Origin of the sequence: Agrobacterium sp. T29, assembly GCF_006970545.1 — a bacterium.
GTDB classification, from domain to species: Bacteria; Pseudomonadota; Alphaproteobacteria; order Rhizobiales; family Rhizobiaceae; genus Agrobacterium; species Agrobacterium leguminum.
The window spans coordinates 630,543-648,979 of the sequence record NZ_CP040640.1 but is presented as its reverse complement, the minus strand read 5'-3'; the positions used below and the strand labels follow the sequence as shown (position 1 = coordinate 648,979).

Annotated in this window: 25 protein-coding genes; 5 read left to right on the top strand and 20 right to left on the bottom strand. The window is 63.9% G+C overall.

Annotated elements, in window-relative coordinates; genetic code table 11:
* Nucleotides 1–2 precede the first annotated feature (2 nt).
* Genes FGF54_RS03370 through FGF54_RS03355 form a run of 4 tightly spaced genes read right to left on the bottom strand, consistent with a single transcriptional unit; the run spans nt 3 to nt 2,588 of the window.
* Nucleotides 3–437, bottom strand: coding sequence for an NlpC/P60 family protein (locus FGF54_RS03370; RefSeq protein ID WP_142778920.1), 435 nt, complete (start codon nt 435–437; stop codon nt 3–5).
* Nucleotides 434–1,318, bottom strand: a complete 885-nt coding sequence (locus tag FGF54_RS03365; RefSeq protein ID WP_142778919.1) for a DUF2163 domain-containing protein — start codon at nt 1,316–1,318, stop codon at nt 434–436. The genes FGF54_RS03370 and FGF54_RS03365 overlap by 4 nt, the downstream gene beginning before the upstream one ends.
* On the bottom strand, nt 1,315–1,953 hold the full coding sequence (locus FGF54_RS03360) for a TIGR02217 family protein (protein ID WP_142778918.1): 639 nt from the start codon (nt 1,951–1,953) through the stop codon (nt 1,315–1,317). Before FGF54_RS03360 ends, FGF54_RS03365 begins: the two co-directional genes overlap by 4 nt.
* Before the next feature lie 56 nt (nt 1,954–2,009).
* Complete coding sequence (locus FGF54_RS03355; RefSeq protein WP_142778917.1) at nt 2,010–2,588, bottom strand: phage tail tape measure protein; 579 nt, start codon at nt 2,586–2,588, stop codon at nt 2,010–2,012.
* A 111-nt stretch (nt 2,589–2,699) separates the two neighbouring features.
* On the opposite strand from FGF54_RS03355, the gene FGF54_RS03350 reads away from it, so the two are divergent.
* Together FGF54_RS03350 and FGF54_RS03345 are read left to right on the top strand one after the other, a co-directional pair.
* Nucleotides 2,700–2,927, top strand: coding sequence for a DUF4160 domain-containing protein (locus FGF54_RS03350; protein ID WP_078054312.1), 228 nt, complete (start codon nt 2,700–2,702; stop codon nt 2,925–2,927).
* Nucleotides 2,920–3,324: a DUF2442 domain-containing protein gene (locus tag FGF54_RS03345; protein WP_065654181.1), complete on the top strand. Its 405-nt coding sequence runs from the start codon at nt 2,920–2,922 to the stop codon at nt 3,322–3,324. Before FGF54_RS03350 ends, FGF54_RS03345 begins: the two co-directional genes overlap by 8 nt.
* 5 nt (nt 3,325–3,329) lie before the next feature.
* On the opposite strand, the gene FGF54_RS03340 is transcribed toward FGF54_RS03345, so the two are convergent.
* The 3 genes from FGF54_RS03340 to FGF54_RS03330 are packed head-to-tail and all read right to left on the bottom strand — an operon-like array spanning nt 3,330 to nt 4,302.
* Nucleotides 3,330–3,539, bottom strand: coding sequence for a rcc01693 family protein (locus tag FGF54_RS03340; protein ID WP_125144629.1), 210 nt, complete (start codon nt 3,537–3,539; stop codon nt 3,330–3,332).
* Entirely contained in the window at nt 3,536–3,895 is a 360-nt protein-coding gene (locus FGF54_RS03335) for a gene transfer agent family protein (RefSeq protein WP_059753802.1), read from the bottom strand. The genes FGF54_RS03340 and FGF54_RS03335 overlap by 4 nt, the downstream gene beginning before the upstream one ends.
* Nucleotides 3,895–4,302: a phage major tail protein, TP901-1 family gene (locus FGF54_RS03330; RefSeq protein WP_003521219.1), complete on the bottom strand. Its 408-nt coding sequence runs from the start codon at nt 4,300–4,302 to the stop codon at nt 3,895–3,897. The genes FGF54_RS03335 and FGF54_RS03330 overlap by 1 nt, the downstream gene beginning before the upstream one ends.
* A gap of 90 nt (nt 4,303–4,392) precedes the next feature.
* Here FGF54_RS03330 and FGF54_RS03325 point away from each other — a divergent pair, with 90 nt between their 5' ends.
* Entirely contained in the window at nt 4,393–5,592 is a 1,200-nt protein-coding gene (locus FGF54_RS03325) for an MFS transporter (protein ID WP_168207993.1), read from the top strand.
* A 7-nt stretch (nt 5,593–5,599) separates the two neighbouring features.
* On the opposite strand, the gene FGF54_RS03320 is transcribed toward FGF54_RS03325, so the two are convergent.
* The 11 genes from FGF54_RS03320 to FGF54_RS03270 form a co-directional block, all read right to left on the bottom strand.
* On the bottom strand, nt 5,600–5,995 hold the full coding sequence (locus FGF54_RS03320; RefSeq protein WP_142778916.1) for a DUF3168 domain-containing protein: 396 nt from the start codon (nt 5,993–5,995) through the stop codon (nt 5,600–5,602).
* Complete coding sequence (locus tag FGF54_RS03315; protein ID WP_020808625.1) at nt 5,992–6,327, bottom strand: phage head closure protein; 336 nt, start codon at nt 6,325–6,327, stop codon at nt 5,992–5,994. Before FGF54_RS03315 ends, FGF54_RS03320 begins: the two co-directional genes overlap by 4 nt.
* 3 nt (nt 6,328–6,330) lie before the next feature.
* Entirely contained in the window at nt 6,331–6,900 is a 570-nt protein-coding gene (locus FGF54_RS03310; protein ID WP_142778915.1) for a head-tail connector protein, read from the bottom strand.
* Between the two features lie 178 nt (nt 6,901–7,078).
* Nucleotides 7,079–8,347, bottom strand: a complete 1,269-nt coding sequence (locus FGF54_RS03305) for a phage major capsid protein (protein ID WP_137003130.1) — start codon at nt 8,345–8,347, stop codon at nt 7,079–7,081.
* A gap of 30 nt (nt 8,348–8,377) precedes the next feature.
* Entirely contained in the window at nt 8,378–8,950 is a 573-nt protein-coding gene (locus FGF54_RS03300) for an HK97 family phage prohead protease (protein ID WP_142778914.1), read from the bottom strand.
* Between the two features lie 28 nt (nt 8,951–8,978).
* Nucleotides 8,979–9,299, bottom strand: coding sequence for a DUF6107 family protein (locus FGF54_RS03295; protein ID WP_020808622.1), 321 nt, complete (start codon nt 9,297–9,299; stop codon nt 8,979–8,981).
* A gap of 195 nt (nt 9,300–9,494) precedes the next feature.
* The gene (locus FGF54_RS03290; protein WP_142778913.1) at nt 9,495–10,661 is read right to left on the bottom strand and encodes a phage portal protein; all 1,167 of its coding nucleotides are present in this window, start codon (nt 10,659–10,661) and stop codon (nt 9,495–9,497) included.
* A 255-nt stretch (nt 10,662–10,916) separates the two neighbouring features.
* Nucleotides 10,917–11,225, bottom strand: coding sequence for a Dabb family protein (locus tag FGF54_RS03285; protein ID WP_003522330.1), 309 nt, complete (start codon nt 11,223–11,225; stop codon nt 10,917–10,919).
* A 58-nt stretch (nt 11,226–11,283) separates the two neighbouring features.
* Nucleotides 11,284–11,922, bottom strand: a complete 639-nt coding sequence (locus FGF54_RS03280) for a hypothetical protein (protein WP_142778912.1) — start codon at nt 11,920–11,922, stop codon at nt 11,284–11,286.
* Between the two features lie 569 nt (nt 11,923–12,491).
* A complete protein-coding gene (locus FGF54_RS03275) occupies nt 12,492–13,751 on the bottom strand; it encodes a DNA-packaging protein (protein WP_168207992.1) in 1,260 nt (419 codons plus the stop codon).
* The gene (locus FGF54_RS03270) at nt 13,748–14,275 is read right to left on the bottom strand and encodes a hypothetical protein (RefSeq protein ID WP_142778911.1); all 528 of its coding nucleotides are present in this window, start codon (nt 14,273–14,275) and stop codon (nt 13,748–13,750) included. The genes FGF54_RS03275 and FGF54_RS03270 overlap by 4 nt, the downstream gene beginning before the upstream one ends.
* A gap of 484 nt (nt 14,276–14,759) precedes the next feature.
* On the opposite strand from FGF54_RS03270, the gene FGF54_RS03265 reads away from it, so the two are divergent.
* Nucleotides 14,760–16,400 (top strand): alpha/beta-hydrolase family protein, encoded by a 1,641-nt coding sequence (locus FGF54_RS03265; RefSeq protein ID WP_168208116.1) that lies wholly within the window; start codon nt 14,760–14,762, stop codon nt 16,398–16,400.
* Nucleotides 16,401–16,423: 23 nt separating this feature from the next.
* Here FGF54_RS03265 and FGF54_RS03260 read toward each other — a convergent pair whose 3' ends face one another.
* Nucleotides 16,424–17,263: an SDR family oxidoreductase gene (locus FGF54_RS03260; protein WP_142778909.1), complete on the bottom strand. Its 840-nt coding sequence runs from the start codon at nt 17,261–17,263 to the stop codon at nt 16,424–16,426.
* Between the two features lie 142 nt (nt 17,264–17,405).
* Here FGF54_RS03260 and FGF54_RS03255 point away from each other — a divergent pair, with 142 nt between their 5' ends.
* Nucleotides 17,406–17,774 carry a helix-turn-helix domain-containing protein gene (locus FGF54_RS03255; RefSeq protein ID WP_078051554.1) on the top strand — a complete coding sequence of 123 codons (369 nt, stop codon included), beginning with the start codon at nt 17,406–17,408 and terminating at the stop codon, nt 17,772–17,774.
* Between the two features lie 231 nt (nt 17,775–18,005).
* Here the strand turns inward: FGF54_RS03255 and FGF54_RS03250 are convergent, their stop codons facing one another.
* On the bottom strand, nt 18,006–18,437 hold the full coding sequence (locus tag FGF54_RS03250; RefSeq protein WP_003522324.1) for an Lrp/AsnC family transcriptional regulator: 432 nt from the start codon (nt 18,435–18,437) through the stop codon (nt 18,006–18,008).

Below are 18,437 nucleotides of genomic sequence, written 5' to 3'. Positions count from 1 at the left end.
AATCAGGGATCGGGAAAACGGAAGACGCCGGCGATGCGCCGCCGCCAGCCGGGCACCAGCGCCGAACGCACCACCGCCGCCTGTTCATAGGCGTGGATGAAATGCTGCGGACCGGCCAGAATGCCCAGATGTTTAGCGGCCGCATCGGCCCGCCAGCGGAATAGCAGCAGGTCTCCCGGCCTTGCCTCTTCCAGGCCCGCCACCGCCGGAAAATGGCGTTTTGCGGCCGCCATCAGCCGGTCCTCGCCGCCGCGTTCGGCCCAATCGGGCGCATAGGGCGGCGGCAATTCCGGTTCGTGGCCGTAAAGGTCCCGCCAGATGCCGCGAATGAGGCCGAGGCAATCGCAGCCGACACCCTTCAACGAGGCCTGATGCCGATAGGGCGTGCCGATCCAGCCTTCGGCGAGCGCCAGCACTCTTTCGCCGGGATCGCTCATGAAAACAGCGCCCCGCCGTCATGGCTCTCGCCGCCCGCCGCATAGGAATAGGCGAAATCCGCCCCCGGCAGATGCGGAAAGCCGCGGAAATTCAGATGATTGGCGAATTTCGCCCGGCAGGTGGAAAAACTCTTGTCGCAGCCGGCGGTGACGGAAAACGTATCTCCCGGCGAAGGCGTCTGTTCCGGCGGCAGCCAGAAGGACAGAAGCATCCCGCCGTCACGCCGCTCCTGCCCGTCGAGATCGAACCCCTTGCCGGCGAGCGGGCCGGTCAGAAAACGCAGCTTCCCCCGGCTGAAAAAACCATCGGCAAAGGCATCGAGCCCGGAGACGATCAGGCTACCCGAAGCATCCACCGCCGCCACGCTGCCATGCCCGGTGAAGCGCGCCAGATCGACACCGCAACGCCTGTCGCCAAGGGCGGCGTCGCAGCGCCGCCCATAGACCCGGCCCTGTGGCTGGCCGAGGCGATGGGCAAGGCTGCGCAGCTCCGCGCGAAATGCGCCGCCGGCCCGTGTCACCTCGCCAATCTCGCGCCTGTTCAGCAGCACATGCTGGTCAGGCGCCTGCCAGTTGACGAGGAAAAGCTCCACCCTCGCCCCATCGAAACGCCCGGCGGCCAGATCGCCCTCCGCAATCGCCTCGCTCGAAAAACCGCCAGCCACCTCCCCGGCGCCAGCGCCCAGCCCTGTTTCGCCGTCGCTATCGCTGGCAGAAAAGCCGCTGGCGGCAAGGTAGGACAGACCGCCGAGTGATATCGCCTCGTCATGATCGGTAAAACCGATCACCGCACCGTCCTTCAGTGTCACCTTCCAGCAATGGCATGTCGTCGTCGCATCTTGCGAGAGATGCCCGGCAAGGGCGGCGGGAATGTTTTTCATGGCAGGATTTCCATCAGTGGAATGGAGGGAATACGGCCCGCCTCGAAAGCGGTCAGGTTCACGTCGATACGGTCGATCCCGAAGCGGACCGGCACGTCGAATTCGAAACCGGCGCGGATCGCGGCTCCGGCGGGCGGCACCCGCCCCGCACGGAACACGATCATGCCGGTTACATGATCGACCGCCACATCAGCCGCTTCGACCTTTACCCCTTCAACCGAAACCATGACCGAACCTTCGACCGGTTTCTCGATCCGCCGCACGAAGGAGCCGCCCGCATCAGCATAGGTCTTCCGCAACTGAAAACCCGCTGTCACGCCGTCGCCGGTGCCGATCCTCTGATCGGTCGCGGCGGGCGTCTCCCCCGGCGGGCAGGATTTGAAATCCACCGGATCGCGAAAACGAAAGCCGTAAAGCTCGCCGCGCCGCGCCTCGAAAAAGGCGAGCACCTCATAAAGATCGGCGACGGAGCGGATACCGGATCCGGCGTCATAGCTGCGTCTGGCGTTCCTCCAGCGCTGGTTGCGGCTTTCGCGGCCATTGCACAGGTTGACGATGTCCGTCCGCCGCACCGGCCCGCCGCTCACTCCGAGCGCGAGCCGTAGCGGAAACCGCACTTCATGAAATGCCGCCATGTCGTTGTTCCTGGATTCTTTTCGATGGTCTTGAAACGTGGGAGGATGCGCGTGCGTCACAATCCGCGCTGGCCGCGCCCGACGCTGCGCGCCAGCATGGCCGCGATCTGGCCTTCGCTTTTCCGAAAGCTCGCAGCATCCGTGGCCGTCACGTTAAAAACGATCTGCGCCCCGCCGCCGGACGGCGTGGCAACGCCGAGAGCGCCATCCGAACCGCGCTTCAGCGGCAGGATCGCTTCCGCCCCCGCCTCGCCCATCAGCCCAAGCCCGCCGCCCATAGGAAAAAAGGCGGGACTGGAAACGACGCCGCCATCGGCAAAGGGCGTGATGCTGCGTCCCGGCACACCGCCATCGGCAAAGGCGAACAGCGAACCGCCGCCGTTCAAAAGCCCACTGACGGCATTGCCGATCATGCCCTCCAGCGGTTTCAGACCGGCCGAAAGTGCGATGCCGGACAGCCGCTGCCCCAACCCGCGCAACACATCGTCCAGCCCTTTGCCGCCCGCCGTCGCCGCCTGCAGGGCCGAGGTCAGGGCCGTGCCGAACCGCTCGGACCGGCGCTCAAGATCGCCCATCACCTCGGACAGCGCCTCCGCCTCTTCCCGGTTCTCCGCCATCGATCCTTCGCCCGCCATCGCGCTTGCCTTTCTGATTCAACTGGGGAATGCATGATGCTGAAACAGCTCTCAAAACCGCTGCTTCAACCCACACTCTTTTAAAACCCAACTTCTTGGGTTATGGTTCTCATGGTCACGATTCTCCGCCAGCATGGCATGCGTTTTGTCATCTACACGGCCGATCACGAGCCGCCGCATGCTCATGTTTATGGAGAGGGTGAAGCCCGTATCGACATCGTCAGCCTCGTCGTTCTCACGCAGGGCGGCATGTCGGACCGGGATGTGCGGCGCGCCGTCGCCGTCATCGAGGAAAACCGGAAGCTGTTTATGGAAACCTGGAGACGATATCATGGTTGAGGTCAGCGATGCCGAACTCGCCGCCGCCAAGGAACGCTGGCAAAAAGAGCGCGCCGAGCGCCCCATTCCGGTTTCCGTGCGTTTCGAAACGGCCTCGGCCCGTGTCATCGTCGATTTCGCCAACGGCGCCTGCTTCATGTTTCCCGCGCGGGCGCTCGAAGGCTTGCAGGACGCGACCGCCGAACAGCTTGCGGATGTCGAACTGCTCGGCGAGACGGGTCTGCATTGGGAAACCCTCGATGTCGATTATACGATCAGCGGCCTGATGAACGGTATTTTCGGCAGCCGCACATTCATGGAAACGCAGCGCAAGGGCGGGCAATCCCGCTCTCCGGCCAAGGCAGCAGCCAGTCGCGCGAACGGTGCCAAGGGCGGCCGCCCACGAAAAATGCCCTGACGCCGTCACCCATCCGGAAACCGCCGCATCATCGCTTCCATCGCCTGACGGTCGGGGCCGCGGAGAAGGGCGTTGCCGCCCGTCATCGCGAAGAATTCCCGCGGGGTCAGCCGCCAGAAGGTTTCGGAGGAGAGCCGCAGCAGGCAGAAGCCGGCATGGATCGCCGCCTCCCAGGGGAACGGGCGCGGCGTCGCTTCGCCTGCTGCGGCGCTCAAGGGTCCGGCGGCGTCTCGCCTTTCAGGCCGCCGAAGGTGGCGGTCAGAAGATCGGCAACGATGGCGGCATGGCCGGCAATGCCGCCTTCCACCGTGGCGGCGGCCACATCCTCGTCGGAAAAGACATTGCCCGCGCCTCGCAGGCCCGCGCCGATCACCCTTATCATGTCGACCGCCTTCATGCGGCCGCTCGCGAAACGTTCGGCGAGCGCGGTGAGGTCGTCGGCTGCAAAGGCGGTTTCGAGTTCGGCCAAGGCCCCGAGCGTCAGGCAGAGAACGCGCCTTTCGCCGTCGATCAGCGCTTCGATCTCGCCGCGATGGCGGTTCGCCCGCCCGTAACGCAAACGCTCAGCCATCACAGCGCTCCGAATGTGAGAAGACCGGCCGATTCCAGCGCGATCTCGAACTGCACCTCGCCATCGTGACGGCCGGAATATTCGAGCGCCACGATCTGGAACGGCCCGGTAACGATGCCGAAACCGGGAATGACGATCTGCCAGCCGGGAATGCTGCCCGCAAAAAATGCGCCGCGCACCAGCGCATCGCTCGCCTGATCCTTGAAGATGCCGGAGGCCGTGAGCGATGCCCGCTGCACGCCGGCGCCGGCAAGAAGCTCCCGCCAGCGCCCCGCACTTTCGGCATCCGTCACATCGACGGCCTGCGCATTGAAGGCCAGCCGTTTTGTCCTCAGCCCCGCAACGGTTGCATAGGAACCGGCATTGTCGATCTTCAGCAGCAGGTCCTTGCCCTTCTGCGCCACCATGTTGTTTCCTTTCGTCTCGATTGCTGTTGCGGGGTCGCGAAGGGCCTGCTACCAAAAGCATTCCTGCACCTCGCACCCCGCGATCTCACCATGTCCGACGCTGCCCCCCTGACGTCTCGCGCGCGCCTTATCGGCGTGCTTGCGGTCGGGCAGATCGTGAGCTGGGGTAGCGGTTTCGATATGCTGGCCGTTCTGGGGCCACGGATCGGCCAGGAGCTGGCCATCACCAATGGCGTGGTTTTCGCCGGCCTCACGATCATGATGACCATCAGCGCCCTGTGCGGCCCGCTGCTTGGAAGAATGCTGATGCGCCACGGCGCGGCGCCGGTGCTGGCGGCCGGTTCGGTATTCTTCGCGGCCGGCTTTGCCGTGCTCGCCCTCGCGGGCGGGGCGGTGAGCTATCTCTTCGGCTGGGCCGTGATGGGTTTTGCCGCCACCTGCGGCCTGACGACGGCGGCCCATGCGGCCGTGGTGGAACGCGTGGGCGCGGAAAGCGGCCGGCTTTTGACGCTGCTGATGCTGTTCACCGGGCTTTCGGCGGCGGTTTTCCTGCCGGTCACTACCATTGCCGATCAGCATCTCGGCTGGCGCGGCACGCTTGCCGCCTATGCCTGTCTGCAAATCTTCATCCTGCTGCCGCTCTATCTTTTCGTGCTTCCCGGCCGTCCGGCCCGAAAAGAGGCAAAGCCGAAAGAAGAGACGGCGATGTCGCCCTCACCGGTCGATACGCGGCGCGCCTTCGTGCTGCTGGCCGCCATGACGACGATCAGCGCGTTTACGACCTTCGGCCTCTCACCGCTCCTGCCGCTGCTTCTGGTTCAGGCCGGCGCAACGCAGTCGCTTGCGGTGCAACTGGCATCGGCACGCAGCGTCCTTGCGATTACGGCGCGCGGGCTGGATTTCCTGCTCGGGAAGCGCGGGAATCCCTTCCTCACCGCCATGATCGGCTTCTGTCTGCTGCTCTTTTCCCTGCTACTGTTGCTCGTTTTTGCTCCGGCCATGCCCGCCTTCATCGGTTTCATCGTTTTCTTCGGCTTTGGCGCCGGCGTGCTCACCGTCAGCCGGGCCGTGTTGCCGCTGGCTGTGTTTTCGCCGGAAGAATATGGGCTTCAGGCCGCGCGCATCTCCCTGCCGCAGAACCTCGCCATTGCCGTGGCGCCGGTCGTCTTCACCGTGGCGCTCGATCGCGGCGGCGTATCCGCCATGCTCACCATCGCCTCCGTGCTGATCGGCATTTCGTTTCTGCTGCTGATCGTTCTGTGGAAAACCGTGCGCAGGCAGGGCTCCTGAAACGGCGCTACTCCGTCACCGCCCTGAAGCGCATTTCCGCGATGAAATTCCGTGTCTTCGCCTCGCGCCGCGAACGGCTGGAAAGAAGATGCAGATTGACGAGAGAAACGCCGGCAATCGGCAGCGCGGCATCATCGAGCAGGATTTTCACCCGGTCGACGATTTCGTCTGCGCCCCTGCGGCCATTGGCGTCGCTCCATATCTGCAGCGACAGAAAATGCTCCTCGGCTCTTTCCGTCGCCGTCGAATAGTCCCGGCTTTCGAGATCATCGATAACTATGCACGGCAGAACCGGGCGCGGCAGAAGCCGGTCGACAATGCCGCCGGGGATAAGCGCCATCAGCGCCGCATCGCTGCCGAGCCTTGCGAAAATTGCCTGCAGAAGCAGATTTGCGGCGCTCATCGGCTCTCCTCCTCGCAGCGGCAGACGATGAAGCGACGCGTCTCATCCGGGTCCATCACCGCCCGGATCGCCAGAATACGGCGGCCCTTGCGAAAGCGCATGCCGGCGGCAATGTCGCCGCGATAAGCCAGCCAGACGCGGTGGGTGATCGTCACGCCCTCGGCAGAGGCACGTTCATGGGATGCCTCCGAAACGGGTTCGATCGCAGCCCAGAGCGACCGCAGGAAATTCCAGCTTTCCGCAGCACCGCCCTGCCCGTCCGGCGTTTCGGTCCGCACGTCCAGTTCCAGCCGCGCCGTCAACTTACCGGGATCGAGAAAAACAAGGTTCATCTCTCAAAGCCCCAGACGGCAGAAAGGCGCCACCAGCCGCTCGTAACCGGCGGGAATGGCGGCGGGCTGGTTTTCCGGGGCGACAGCACCGCGAAAGGCGAACATCTGCGCCACATGCATCAGCATGGCGCGTTTCAGCGTGTCGGGCACATCCGTTCCCGCTTCACCGTAGCCGGCAATGAAATCGATCTCGATGCCGTTCATCGCCCGTCCGGGGGCGGGAGGATCGCGCAGCCACAGCCTTGCGGGACGCGCCGCGCCATCGAGCAATTTTTCCCCGGCGGTGATGTCTGCCGCACGCCCGTCACCGTCAAAAACCAGAATCGTTTCGATGGCTTGCACCGGTGTCCTGCCAATCAGAATCACGCCGTTCTCAGGCCACCGGTCGAGATAAAGCCGCCAGGTCTGGCGGATGAGGCAAAGCCCGGTCGTGCGTTCCAGATGCTCGCGGGCGGTGCGGATGAGCGCGGCAAGAAGCGCGTCCTCATCGCCGCTGTCGAGACGCAGATGCGCCTTCACCTCGGCAAGTGTCAGCGGCTCCGCCTGCGGCGGATGAATGAGGGCATAGGTCATGGGGTCTCCGGAAGGAAGGTAATCGCATTAGCGAGCGGGCACCGCTTGTTTCTTCTCCCCGAGGGGGAGAAGTCCGCGGCAGCGGGATGAGGGGGCAAGGGTAGATGTGTTCGGAGAGCTTGCCCCCTCATCTGCCCCTTCGGGGCATCTTCTCCCCGGCGGGGAGAAGAAAGGGCGGTCAATTCACCCCGAATTTCACCAGCTTGATCGCCTCGAAATTCTGCACGCCGCCGCCCACGCGTTTGGTGGTGTAGAACAGCACATAGGGTTTGGCCGAATAGGGATCGCGCAGGATGCGCACGCCGGTACGGTCGACGACGAGGTAGCCGGCGCGGAAATCGCCAAAGGCGATGGCGAAGCTGTTGGCCGCCACATTCGGCATGTCCTCCGCCTCCGTCACCGGAAAGCCCATCAGCGAGGCCGGCTGGCCGGCGGCGGCGGGCGGGTGCCACAGATAGGCGCCGCTGGTATCCTTGAAGCGGCGCAACGCCCCTTGCGTCTTGCGGTTCATCAGGAAGGTTCCGTTCTGGCGGTGGCCGGCCTTCAGCGCATAAACAGCATCGAGCAGCACATCCATCGGCCCGGCGGAGGCGAATCCGGCCGAAACGCCGGTCGCGACATAACCGATATTGCCCCAGCTCCAGCCATCATTGGCGACGGCGGTATAGGAGAGGAAACCCCTGGGTTTGTTGACGCCATCGCCGGCGATGAAGGCGGCGGCCTCCTGTTCGGCGAAAGCGATATCCACTTCGGAAGCGATCCAGGCTTCGATATCGACTGCCGCATCATCCAGCAACCCTTGAGTCGCGGCCGGCATGGCGTAAAGCTCCATGGTCGGGAAGGAAAGCTCGGCGAGCTGCGGCGTTGCCGTTTGCGGACGCGCCGCCGTCTCAGAAACCCAGCCGGTCGTCATGCCGCCGGGCGAGAAGGGTTTCTTCAGCACGGCGGCGGAAACCTGCCGCACGGTCGCCAGCGCGCGGATCGGCGAAATCGCCGTCATGCGCCGGCCGATCTCGCCATCCGTCTCGTTCGGCAGCAGAAAACCGCCATCGGCACCGGTCGAGCCGGCAAAGGCCTTGGCCTCCAGATCGCGCAGCGCGCCCTCCTCGCCGCGACGGATATAGGCCTCGAAAGCAGCCTTGTGCTCTTCGGCATCGTGGGAAAGCGCATCCTTGCGGCCAAGCGCGGGGCGCGCTTTCTTGAGCGCCAGATCGTCCATGATCCGGCGGTTGTCGTCGAGCGCCCTGTCGATACGGTCGAGCTTGTCGCGGGTCACGACATCCGCGCCCATCTTGCGCTCGATATCGGCAAGCCGCTGGTCGTTGGTCTCGCGAAAGGCCTCGAAGGCCTCCATGAACTCGTCGAAGGCGGCAGTCACCGTATCGGGCACGGCCTTCACCTGCGGCGCGACGGTCATCGGGGCCGGTTTCGTCATCTGGTCTGTCATGTCGTTTCCTTGTTGGTGATTGTCCGGAAGTCAGCGTTTGGGTGTCGTGTCGAACAGCGCGCGGGCGGCGCGGCGCATGGTGCGCACCAGCTCGGTCTCGCCGTCGCGGAAGAAGCGGGCGTGCTTGACGTCGGAAACGCGCGCCGAAGGCAGCATCGGGAAGGTCACGACCGAGATTTCCCACAGATCGGCTTCCAGAATGCGCCGGACGCCTTGGCTGGCCGCCTTGCCGGAACGTACGGTGCGAAAGCCGATGGACAGCCCGTCCAGCGCGCCGGTCTTCATCAGCGAATGCACCTCGCGGGAGCGAGCGACGCCGGGGGCGAGAACGCCCTCGACATAAAGCCCGCGCTCGTCCTCGCGGATGGTGCGCCAGGCGCCGATGGGCTCGGCCGGATCGTGCTGGTAGAGCATGCGGATACCGGCCGCTCCCCGCTCCTCGATGGAGCGGCGGAAAGCACCGCGCTCGATGACATCCTGACCGAGATCGACCTCGCCGAAAACGCTGGCATAACCGGAAAAGGTGCCGTCGCTGGCAATGCCGCGCAGTTCCAGATTGGCGAATTTGCGCGTGGCGGGACGCGGCCCGCGATAAACGTGCATGGAAAACTCCTGCGATGTGAAGGAAGTGTCAGGCGCGCGGGCGCGCACCGTAACGGTCGGCGATGCGCACCAGCACGCCCAGCCCCCACCACGCGCCCATGCTGGCGGCGGCGGAACCCGCCACCATGATTTCCCGGCCCGAAAGCGCGCCGGCGATATCGAGCTGCTGCACGATCCACAGGCCGATAGGCCCGCCGAAGATCATGCCGCAGGAAACGCCGGTGATGAAACGGCTCGCGGCCTCGCGTTTGCTTTTCGGCAGGAGATAAACGAGCGATACACCCGCGCCCGCCACGGCGCCGGTGATGCGGGCGGCCCAGATGCCGGCCTCATTGGCGAATTCAGACATGGGTAATCATTCCGTTCTAGGATGTGGTTATCGGGCGGACGCGCCGCGTCGCACGCGGGCGCTTCCTGCGCGCCTGCGCGGGGTGATTTTGCGAATCTTCGGAATCGCTTGGGCGGAAGAGCTCACAAAGAGAGTCCGCTTCTTCAGAAAATGATTGAACGGAACACCGGGGTTTCGATCCCGCCGGGGCGGCGATCAATAACCGACGGCTTCGCGCTTTTCCTCGTCGCTCAGGAACGAGGCCGCACCGATGCGTGCCCAGAGCGCATCCCGCTCGCCGGCAAGCCCGGCAATCCGGTCGAGATCGGGTTCGAGCCTCAGCCCAGAGCCGAAGACCGGAGAAAGCCAGCCGCAGAGCCTCGCCGCCGTGCGATAAACGAGCGGCAGGACGGTAAGACGATAAAAGGCGCGGTTCGCCTCCTGGTAATTGGCATAGGTATTGTCGCCGGGAATGCCGATCAGCATCGGCGGCACGCCGAGCGAAAGCGCGATATCGCGCGCCGCCCCATTGCGGGCCTCGAGAAAATCCATGTCGCGCGGCGAAAGACCCATGGCCTTCCAGTCCAGCCCGCCTTCCAGCAGCAGCGGGCGGCCGGCATTCATCGCCCCCTGATAGCCTTCCTCCAGCTCACGCTTCAGCCGCTCATATTGTTCGGTGGAGAGATTACCGCCCTCCTTCGGCTGGTAGACCAGCGCGCCGGATGGCCGGGCGGAATTGTCGAGCAGGCGCTTGTTCCACTGGCTTGCGGCATTGTGCAGATCGAGCGCGGCCCCTGCGGAGGCGAGCGGCGCAAAACCCGCCCGGTCATCCAGCGGATGGAAAAGTTTCAGATGCAGCAGCCCCAGCCCGTCGCGCTCGGCGGCGATGCGCCGGGAGGCGCGGCCCTCGGCACGGTAATCATAGGCCACCGGCCAGCCATCCGGCCCTTCGACGATGCTGACCCTGTCTGGCCGCAGCAGATGCAGCTCGCGCAGCCGCCCGCCCACCGTGAGCGGCTCGATATAGGCATTTCCGGCGAGCATGAGGTGGCCATAAAGCGCCTCGAAGAAATCCGGCCCACCCATATGGGCGCCCGGTTTTGAGAGCAGCGCCAGGAGCGGGTGATCGGCGAGTTCCTCTTCGCCATCATAAAGCAGCCAGCTGACCGAGGCGGACGCCTCCGCCACCATGCGGGCGGCCCGGTGCGCCACCGGGTTCTTCATGAAGCCCTCGCGGGCAAGTGCGGCATAGGACCGGCCCGACCAGAAGGCCTGCCCGCCCTGCACGGCAACCGCCATAAAGCCATCGGCCATTTTCCGGCTTTCAGGCACGGCTCTGCCATCCGCCGGGCGCAGCCACGGCAGGGAAAAGGGAAATCGCATGGAGTTGTCCTTGTTTTGATGGCGGCTCGGGCGCCGATGCCCTCATCCCTGTGCCTGTCACAGGGATCCAGCCAGCCCAAGTCCTTGGGCTGAGAGGACTCTTCCCGCCGCGCAGACGCGCGGCGGCTGGATTCCTGTGACGAGCACAGGAATGAGGGTACAGGGGCCTCAGCACCTACGACGGAGGAAAGGCTTTCTTCCGTTCTCAGCAGAATACGTGCGGATGCACGTCACTTTCGCAACCGAAATGGGTCGTTACCGGATCGGCGCTTTCACCGCCGTATCGCTGTCGAAATCGGCAGCAACGCGGGTTTCGCGCAGCGGCTTTACCGTGCGGGTCGAAAGATCATAAGCGGGATCGGCCTTGTAAGCGGCGAGCGCCGCCTCGTTTTCGAACTCGCCATAGACGATGAAATCGACCGAATTGCCCCATTGGTCCTTCTTCACGTTCTCGCCGATTTCCAGCTTCAGCGAATGCGGTATTGCGGTGAGGCCGGAAAGCCCCCTGCGCACGGCGTCGCGGTTTTCCTCGGGAACGGTGAAAAAGACGATATGGCGGATCACGGTGTCACCTGTCATGCAGAATTCGGAGGCAGCCTTTTCGGCACCGGGTAACGGGTTATCATCTGGCCCGCCCGGGTTCAATCCGCGCCGCGACAAGCGCATGATGAAATGCGCGCCCGTAACCGCCCACCAGCCGCGCCCGGTCGCTGCCATTGATGATGGCGCGGGCGCCGTCCCAATCCTCGCGCCTGTCGCTGAAGAAATCGGAGAGCCTGCGGCCGGTAAAGCCGCCGACCGCCATGCCGTGGATCAGGATCGCGGTGGCCACCTCCGCCTCCATGGCCCGTTCCGGCCGTTCCAGGAGATCGACGCCGGTCAGCGCCGACATGGCCTCGTAATTGCGCCGATGCGTCAGTTGCACGAAGCCGCGCCCCAGCCAGCTCTTACCCTCCGTGTCCGGCCGCCAATAGGGCTTGCGCACCATGGGCAGCCTGCCCGCCGCAAAGGCGCGGTCGAGCCTTGCCATCGCCTCGGCATCGCTTGCCGCCAATGTCTCGCGCACCGGCTGCATGGTCGCCGCCGTCTCGTGAAAGGCCGTCGCCAGCATATAGGCGAGCCAGCGCGGATCGCCGCCCGGCATCGACTTTTCAAATCCTGCCAGCAGCGTTTTCGTGCCGGCAAGCTGGGCCGCGCGCAGGCGACCGCCAAAAATGGAAATCCGCGCCGACGCGAAGAATCGCGCCTCGTCATAGGCCATGATGGCTCCTGAAAATAATGGGCGATACGACGCCCGGTTTTTCCACATGCAGGCCGCCGGAACTAAATCGATTTGAAAAAACCTTAATCGATTTTAATCCGCGCCCCGGGGTTTTGGGGTAAAAAATTCCTTGAATTCCGGAACCTTAGCGCGCTAACTCCATTCACCGCGCAATCCCGCAGCGTTAACCATTCAAGGAGGAATGCCACCATGACAGCGACAATCCCCCAGACCGTTTATGACCGTCTCGAAAACGAGTGGCGCCAGATGCGTGAAACCGGCTCCCAGCCGAAACCGGCGCAATCCCCGAAGAAATAATATCCGCCAGACGCCCGATTTCGGGCGTTGACGGTGCCTCACTTTTCTTCTCCCCGCCGGGGAGAAGATGGCCCGACGGGTCAGATGAGGGGGCAAGTTCTCCGCATCTCTCTACTCTCTCAGCACATCTTGACCGTGGCCCCCTCATCCGGCGCTGCGCGCCACCTTCTCCCCGCTCGGGGAGAAGAAGCCGGGGGCATCCGCTCAACCGGTAATTGGCTCTCCTTCGCGGGAGCCAATAATCAGCCAACTCACATCCCCCGCACTTTCGGTTCACTCACCACCATCGTCGTCAGCGCCGTGATCGCCCAGACGAGCGCATCCAGCCTGTCCGGCGAGCGCCCTGACGAAAGACCATCCGGCCCGAAATCGGTCATCTGGTCTTCCAGCTTTTCAAACCGCGCGGCGTGGCGCACCCTGCCCTGCTCGTAGAGTGCGGCAACCGGCTCGGCGCGGGTGAATTTGCCGCGGCTCGCCCGCACCAGGGTCAGCGGCAGATTGGCCTCGATGCTCTGCAGCATGGCGCGCACCATCTCGCCGCCCTGATTGACCTCCGCCACCACCCGGTCCGCCTCGTGGCGACGAAAGGCGGCGACCACGGCGCGGGCCCAGCCGGCCGGCGTTTCGCCTTCCACCGAACAATCCGCCAGCACGGTAAGCCGCCCGGACATGCCGAGCCCTGCCACGACAATGCCGCAGCAGGAATGTTCGCCGACACCGGCGGGCGGGTCTACCGCCACCACGATGCGCGCCAGCGGTTCATGCGCCTCTTCTATGATCGCTTCCAGATCGGTGCGTTTCCACAGCGCGCCCTCGCGCTCGTCGATCAATTCACCACCGATTTCCTGACGCCCCAGCCGCGTGCCGCCATAACGGTCCTGCATGGCTTTCAGAAAACCGGGCGAGAGATTGCGCGCATTCATGGCCGTCGGCATCCGCGCCACCCGTGTCGTGGGATCGGCGAGAAGCGCCTTTAAAAGCGGAATGGGGCGTGGCGTGGTGGTCACCAGTTGCCGGGGCGTTTCACCCAGACGCAGGCCGAATTGCAGCATGTCCCAGGTTTCCTGCGGATATTTCCATTTGCCCAGCTCATCCGCCCAGGCCATGTGAAATTGCGGGCCGCGCAGGCTTTCCGGGTCTTCCGAAGAAAACACCTGCGCCATCGCGCCATTCGGCCAGAGGAGCCGCCGGCGCGATACCTCGAAGGCGGGGCGATGGCGGTGGGCGATGCGGCAGATGCCGGAAATGCCGTCGATCATCACCTCGCGGGCGTCGCCCAGCGTTTCGGCCACGAGCGCGATGCGCAAATCCGACTGCTTGCCGGCGGACGCGACACGATGCACCCATTCCGCCCCGGCCCGCGTCTTGCCGGAACCGCGCCCGCCGATCAGCAGCCATGTCCGCCAGTCGCCCTCCGGCGGCTGCTGCGGCAAGTTGCCGATGAAACGCCAGTCGCGCAGGAGGTTGAAGACCTGCGCCGGCAGATGGGGTCCGGTCGACATATCCGTCATGTGTCGGCTTCTGCGGAGGGGCTGCGGGCGGGATCGGCCGCCATCTTCGCGCGGCATTTCTGTTCAGCCAGTTCGTCGATGCGGTTGAGGAAATGCGCCACCGCCGCTTCGTAATCCCCGGCCTCGGTTTCGTCTTCGCTGAAAAGAGCCTCCCTCTCTTCCGCCAGCACCCGTTGCAGGGCGTCGATCCGCTCCAGCGTGCGGACGATCAGCGAAAGCTGGTCCGTCGCAGCCTTCACATCGGCGCGCGCCAGCTTGCCCGAAGCGTCCTCCGCCGTCGCCAGAAAGGCCGCTTCGCTCGCCTGGCGGAGATTGCGGTACAGGCAGAACTGCTCGCGCATCTCCTCCGTCAGCTCGTTCAGCAATTGCCGCAGGCTGCCGTTGCGCGCCGCATCTTCGGCGGCCAGCCTGTCGGCCCGCGACTTCGTCTCCGGTGCGGCTTCAAGCGCGTCCTCAGCCGCATAGGCGGGCGTTTCCGGCCAGACGCCGTAGAGCGCCGGATCGCAATTGCTGGACATTGTCATGGGATTGGCCTGCGAGAGAAATGGCAGCGATTGCGGTTATGCGACGGAACATCTTTTCCCGTCATTCCGGCCCTGAGCCGGAATCCAGCCAGCCCAGGTCATTGGGCTGAAAAAAGTCTTTTCGCCGCGCAGACGCGCGCCGGCTGGATGCCGGGTCAAGCCCGGCATGACGAGGAGAAGGGCTCTGGCCCAGAGAACAAAACTGGACGGTGGCTGGATGGGCAACAATATGGCACCGACTATAAGGGAAGCTTGCCATCAAACCGGAGACAACCCTTTGGACCGTGCGCCGTCTTCAGCCGCAAATCTCCGACTGTAGCCAAACACTATCAAACCACCGTCACGCTGTAAAGGATTATTTTCCTATCTTTGTGATTTTTATCCTGATCGCAGGATTTGCACCCTCGTCCGTCACATATTACACTCCGCACCACGCGGTGAGTACAAGGGGCAAGTCAAGTTGGTGAAACAATGGGTTGAGCGGTTGTTTGCAGGTCTTTCGGCAACCGGCATCGTCTTCGGCACTATCCTGTTCTGCGCTTCGCTCACGCCCTCGCTCCTGCCGCGCACATGGCTGATGCAGGGGGTGCTGTGCGGTTTCTCCTTCGCCATCGGTTATCTGATCGGTGTCGCTTTGCACGCCATCTGGGCCTATCTGGAGCTGCCTGAACCTTCACGCCACAATGCGCGCGGCATTCGTTTTCTCATTGCGCTCGCCGCCGCCATCACGGCCATCGCGTTTTTATGGCAGGCGAAGGACTGGCAGAATTCCATCCGCGTTTTGATGGAGCTCGATCCGCTGCCAAGCGCCCACCCCACCAAGACCGGCGGCCTTGCGGTGCTGGTCGCCGCCATCCTCATCGGCGCCGGCCGGCTGTTCCAGCTTATCCGCCGGTTCTTTGCCGCGCGCAGCCGCCATTTCCTGCCGCGCCGCCTTGCCAATGTGCTCGGTATCGCGGCGGCAATCATCGTTTCTTGGATGCTGCTCAATGGGCTGATCTTCGATATCGGCCTCAGATTTGCCGATTCCTCGCTGAAGCAGGTGGATGCGCTGATCGAACCCGATGTGCCGCGCCCGTCAGATGCGCTCAAGACCGGCAGCAGCGCCTCGCTGATGACATGGGAATCGCTCGGCAGGCGCGGGCGTGAATTCGTCGCCGAAGGTCCGGCGGCCACCGAAATATCCGCCTTCACCCATCGCCCGGCAAAGGAGCCGCTCAGGGTCTATGCAGGCCTCAACTCGGCTTCGACGCCGGAAGAAAGAGCGGCCTTGGCGCTGGAGGAGCTGAAACGGGTCGGCGGTTTCGAGCGCAAGGTGCTTCTGGTGGTCATTCCCACCGGGACCGGCTGGATCGACCCGGAAGCGCTCGATACGGTCGAATATCTGCATGACGGCGATATCGCCAGCGTCGCCGTGCAATATTCCTATCTCTCGAGCTGGATCGCGCTGCTGACGGAGCCGGATTACGGTGTCGAGACGGCACGCGCTTTGTTCGAGGCCGTCTATGGCTACTGGACCACGCTGCCGAAGGAAACGCGGCCGAAGCTTTACCTGCATGGCCTCAGCCTCGGTTCGCTCAACTCGCAAAAATCCTCGGATCTCTACGATGTGCTCTCAGATCCGTTCCAGGGCGCGCTGTGGAGCGGCCCGCCCTTTTCCAGCCCGACATGGCGCATGGCCACCAATGGCCGGGTGAAGGGCACGCCGGAATGGCTGCCGCGCTTCCGCGATTCCTCCGTCATCCGCTTCGCCAACCAATATACGACCGCCCATATGGCCGATGCGGCATGGGGGCCGATGCGGATCGTCTATCTGCAATATGCCAGCGACCCGATCACCTTCTTCGAGGCCGCCTCGCTTTACCGGCGGCCGCAATGGATGGCGCATCACGGGCCTGACGTTTCCACATCCTTCCGCTGGTTCCCGGTCGTCACCCTGCTGCAGCTCGGCCTCGATGTCGCCGCAGCCACCACCGCGCCCATCGGTTATGGCCATGTCTATGCGCCGGAACATTATATCGATGCATGGACGGAGGTGACCGAGCCGCAGGGCTGGAACCCCGAGGAGATCCAGCGGCTGAAGATGTTCTTCAAGGCCCGCCGCGGCTCCACCGATCCGGCGTGAGCGCGGCAGGCTCGCCTGGAGCCTCAGCCCTTCAGCCGGTCCAGATTGTCGGCGATATAGGTCTCCAGTGAACGCGGCGCGTGGCCGGTCAGCGTCTCGACATCGCCGGTCACCACCGCTGTCCAGCCTTCGCGCACGGGATAGAAGATCGAAGCGAGGAACGAGGCATAGTCCTGCGGCACACCCGCACCGGTGAGGATGCCGATGAAGACCTCATCCGAAACGGCAGTGTAAGAAACCGGCTTGCCGATCGCCTGCGATATCAGCGCGGCCGCTTCGCCGTAACCAAGGGCTTTCGGACCCGTCAGGTTAAAAGCCTTGCCGTTAAAGGCGTCGGAGGTCAGGGCGGCGGCAGCGCTGCCGGCGATGTCGCGCACGTCGATGAAGCTCGACTTGCCCTCGCCGGCCGGCACGGCGATCTGGCCGTGGTCGATGCCCGCCTTCCAGTAGCTGTGGAAATTATCGGCAAACCAGTTGGGGCGCAGGATGACGTAAGGCGTGCCCGAAGCGATGATCTTCAGCTCGATCTGGCGATAGGGAATGGAATCATCGGCATCGACGCCGAGGACGCTGAGGAACACGATCTTCACCTTGCGGCGCGCCGCCTCCTCGACCACAGGCGTCAGCGCGTCGATGGCATCCAGACGCCCACCCGCAAGGATGAGGAACAGACGGTCAACACCGTCGAAGGCATCCGCGTAAGTCGATGCGTCGGTATAATCGAAACGCACGCCTTCCGCGCCGTCCGTGGCGTTGCCGCTGCGGGAGGCGGCCTTCACACTTTCGCCCTTCGAAAGGAGCGCTTTTACCAGCGGCGTGCCGATGGTGCCGGTGGAACCGATTACGAGTATCTTGCCTGTCATCTCAAATCTCCGTAGTATCTAATGGAAACCATGTTTCGAAAAGACAGGTACTGCGTTTGCGAAATCATGAAAAGAGAGCACTTTTCGGTTATCTGGTTTCCTTTCGGAAACCGGCATGGCCCTGAAACGACGGAACAAACCCATGGAACGCATCTATGACGTCTATGAAGACCGCTGCCCCACCCGCATGGTGCTGGACAGGATTGCCGACAAATGGGCGCTGCTGATCCTCGACCGGCTGCGGGTGGAAGCGGTGCGCTTCAATCTGCTGCGCCGGGAGATCAAGGGCATTTCGCAAAAAGTCCTGTCGCAGACGCTGAAGAAGCTCGAGCGCGACGGGCTGATTTCGAGGCAGGTGTTCCCGACCGTGCCGGTGACGGTCGAATATTCGCTGACGCCGCTGGGGCGGACGCTGACCGACACGGTGGCGGCGCTTGCCCATTGGGCGGAGGGCAATATCGAGGCGGTGATGGCGGCGCAGCGGGCTTATGATGAGCGGGCGGTGGTTTAGAGGGTTTTCGCGCCCGCGTAGCGACGGAAACATGGGAGCGGCAAGCTCCTTGCTGCTTCGTTTTGCAGGCCATCGCTTCCGTCATACCGGACTTGATCCGGTATCCAGCGAGCCCAAGTCCTTGGGCTGAAAAGACTCCTCTCGCCGCGCAGACGCGCGTCGGCTGGATGCCGGATCAAGTCCGGCATGACGGAAGTGGGTTTCGCGTATCTTCCACTCCCTCAAACGCTCCTACCTCGAAATCCGCGTCGACAGAATGATCGACGACAGCGTGCGCTCCACGCCGTCAAGCGCGCCGATGCGGTCTATCAACCGGTCGAGATCGAGGATCGAAGGTGCGGCCAGAATGGCGATGAGGTCGAAAGTGCCGCTCACCGAATGCAGCGTCGTCACCTCCTTGATGGCGGCAAGCGCCGCCGTCACGCCGGGCAGCGCCTTCGGCCCGATGGTGATCAGCACATGGGCGCGCACCAGCCCGGAAAGATAGCTTTCCGAAAGCCTGAGGCCATAACCCGCGATCACCCCGTCAGCCTCCAGCCGCTCGATTCGGGCCTGTACCGTGGTGCGCGAAAGGCCGAGTTTGCGCGCCAGTTCCGCCACCGGCATGCGGGCATTTTCGGAAAGCAGGGCGAGCAGCGCCCGGTCCTTGTCGGCAATCGTCAT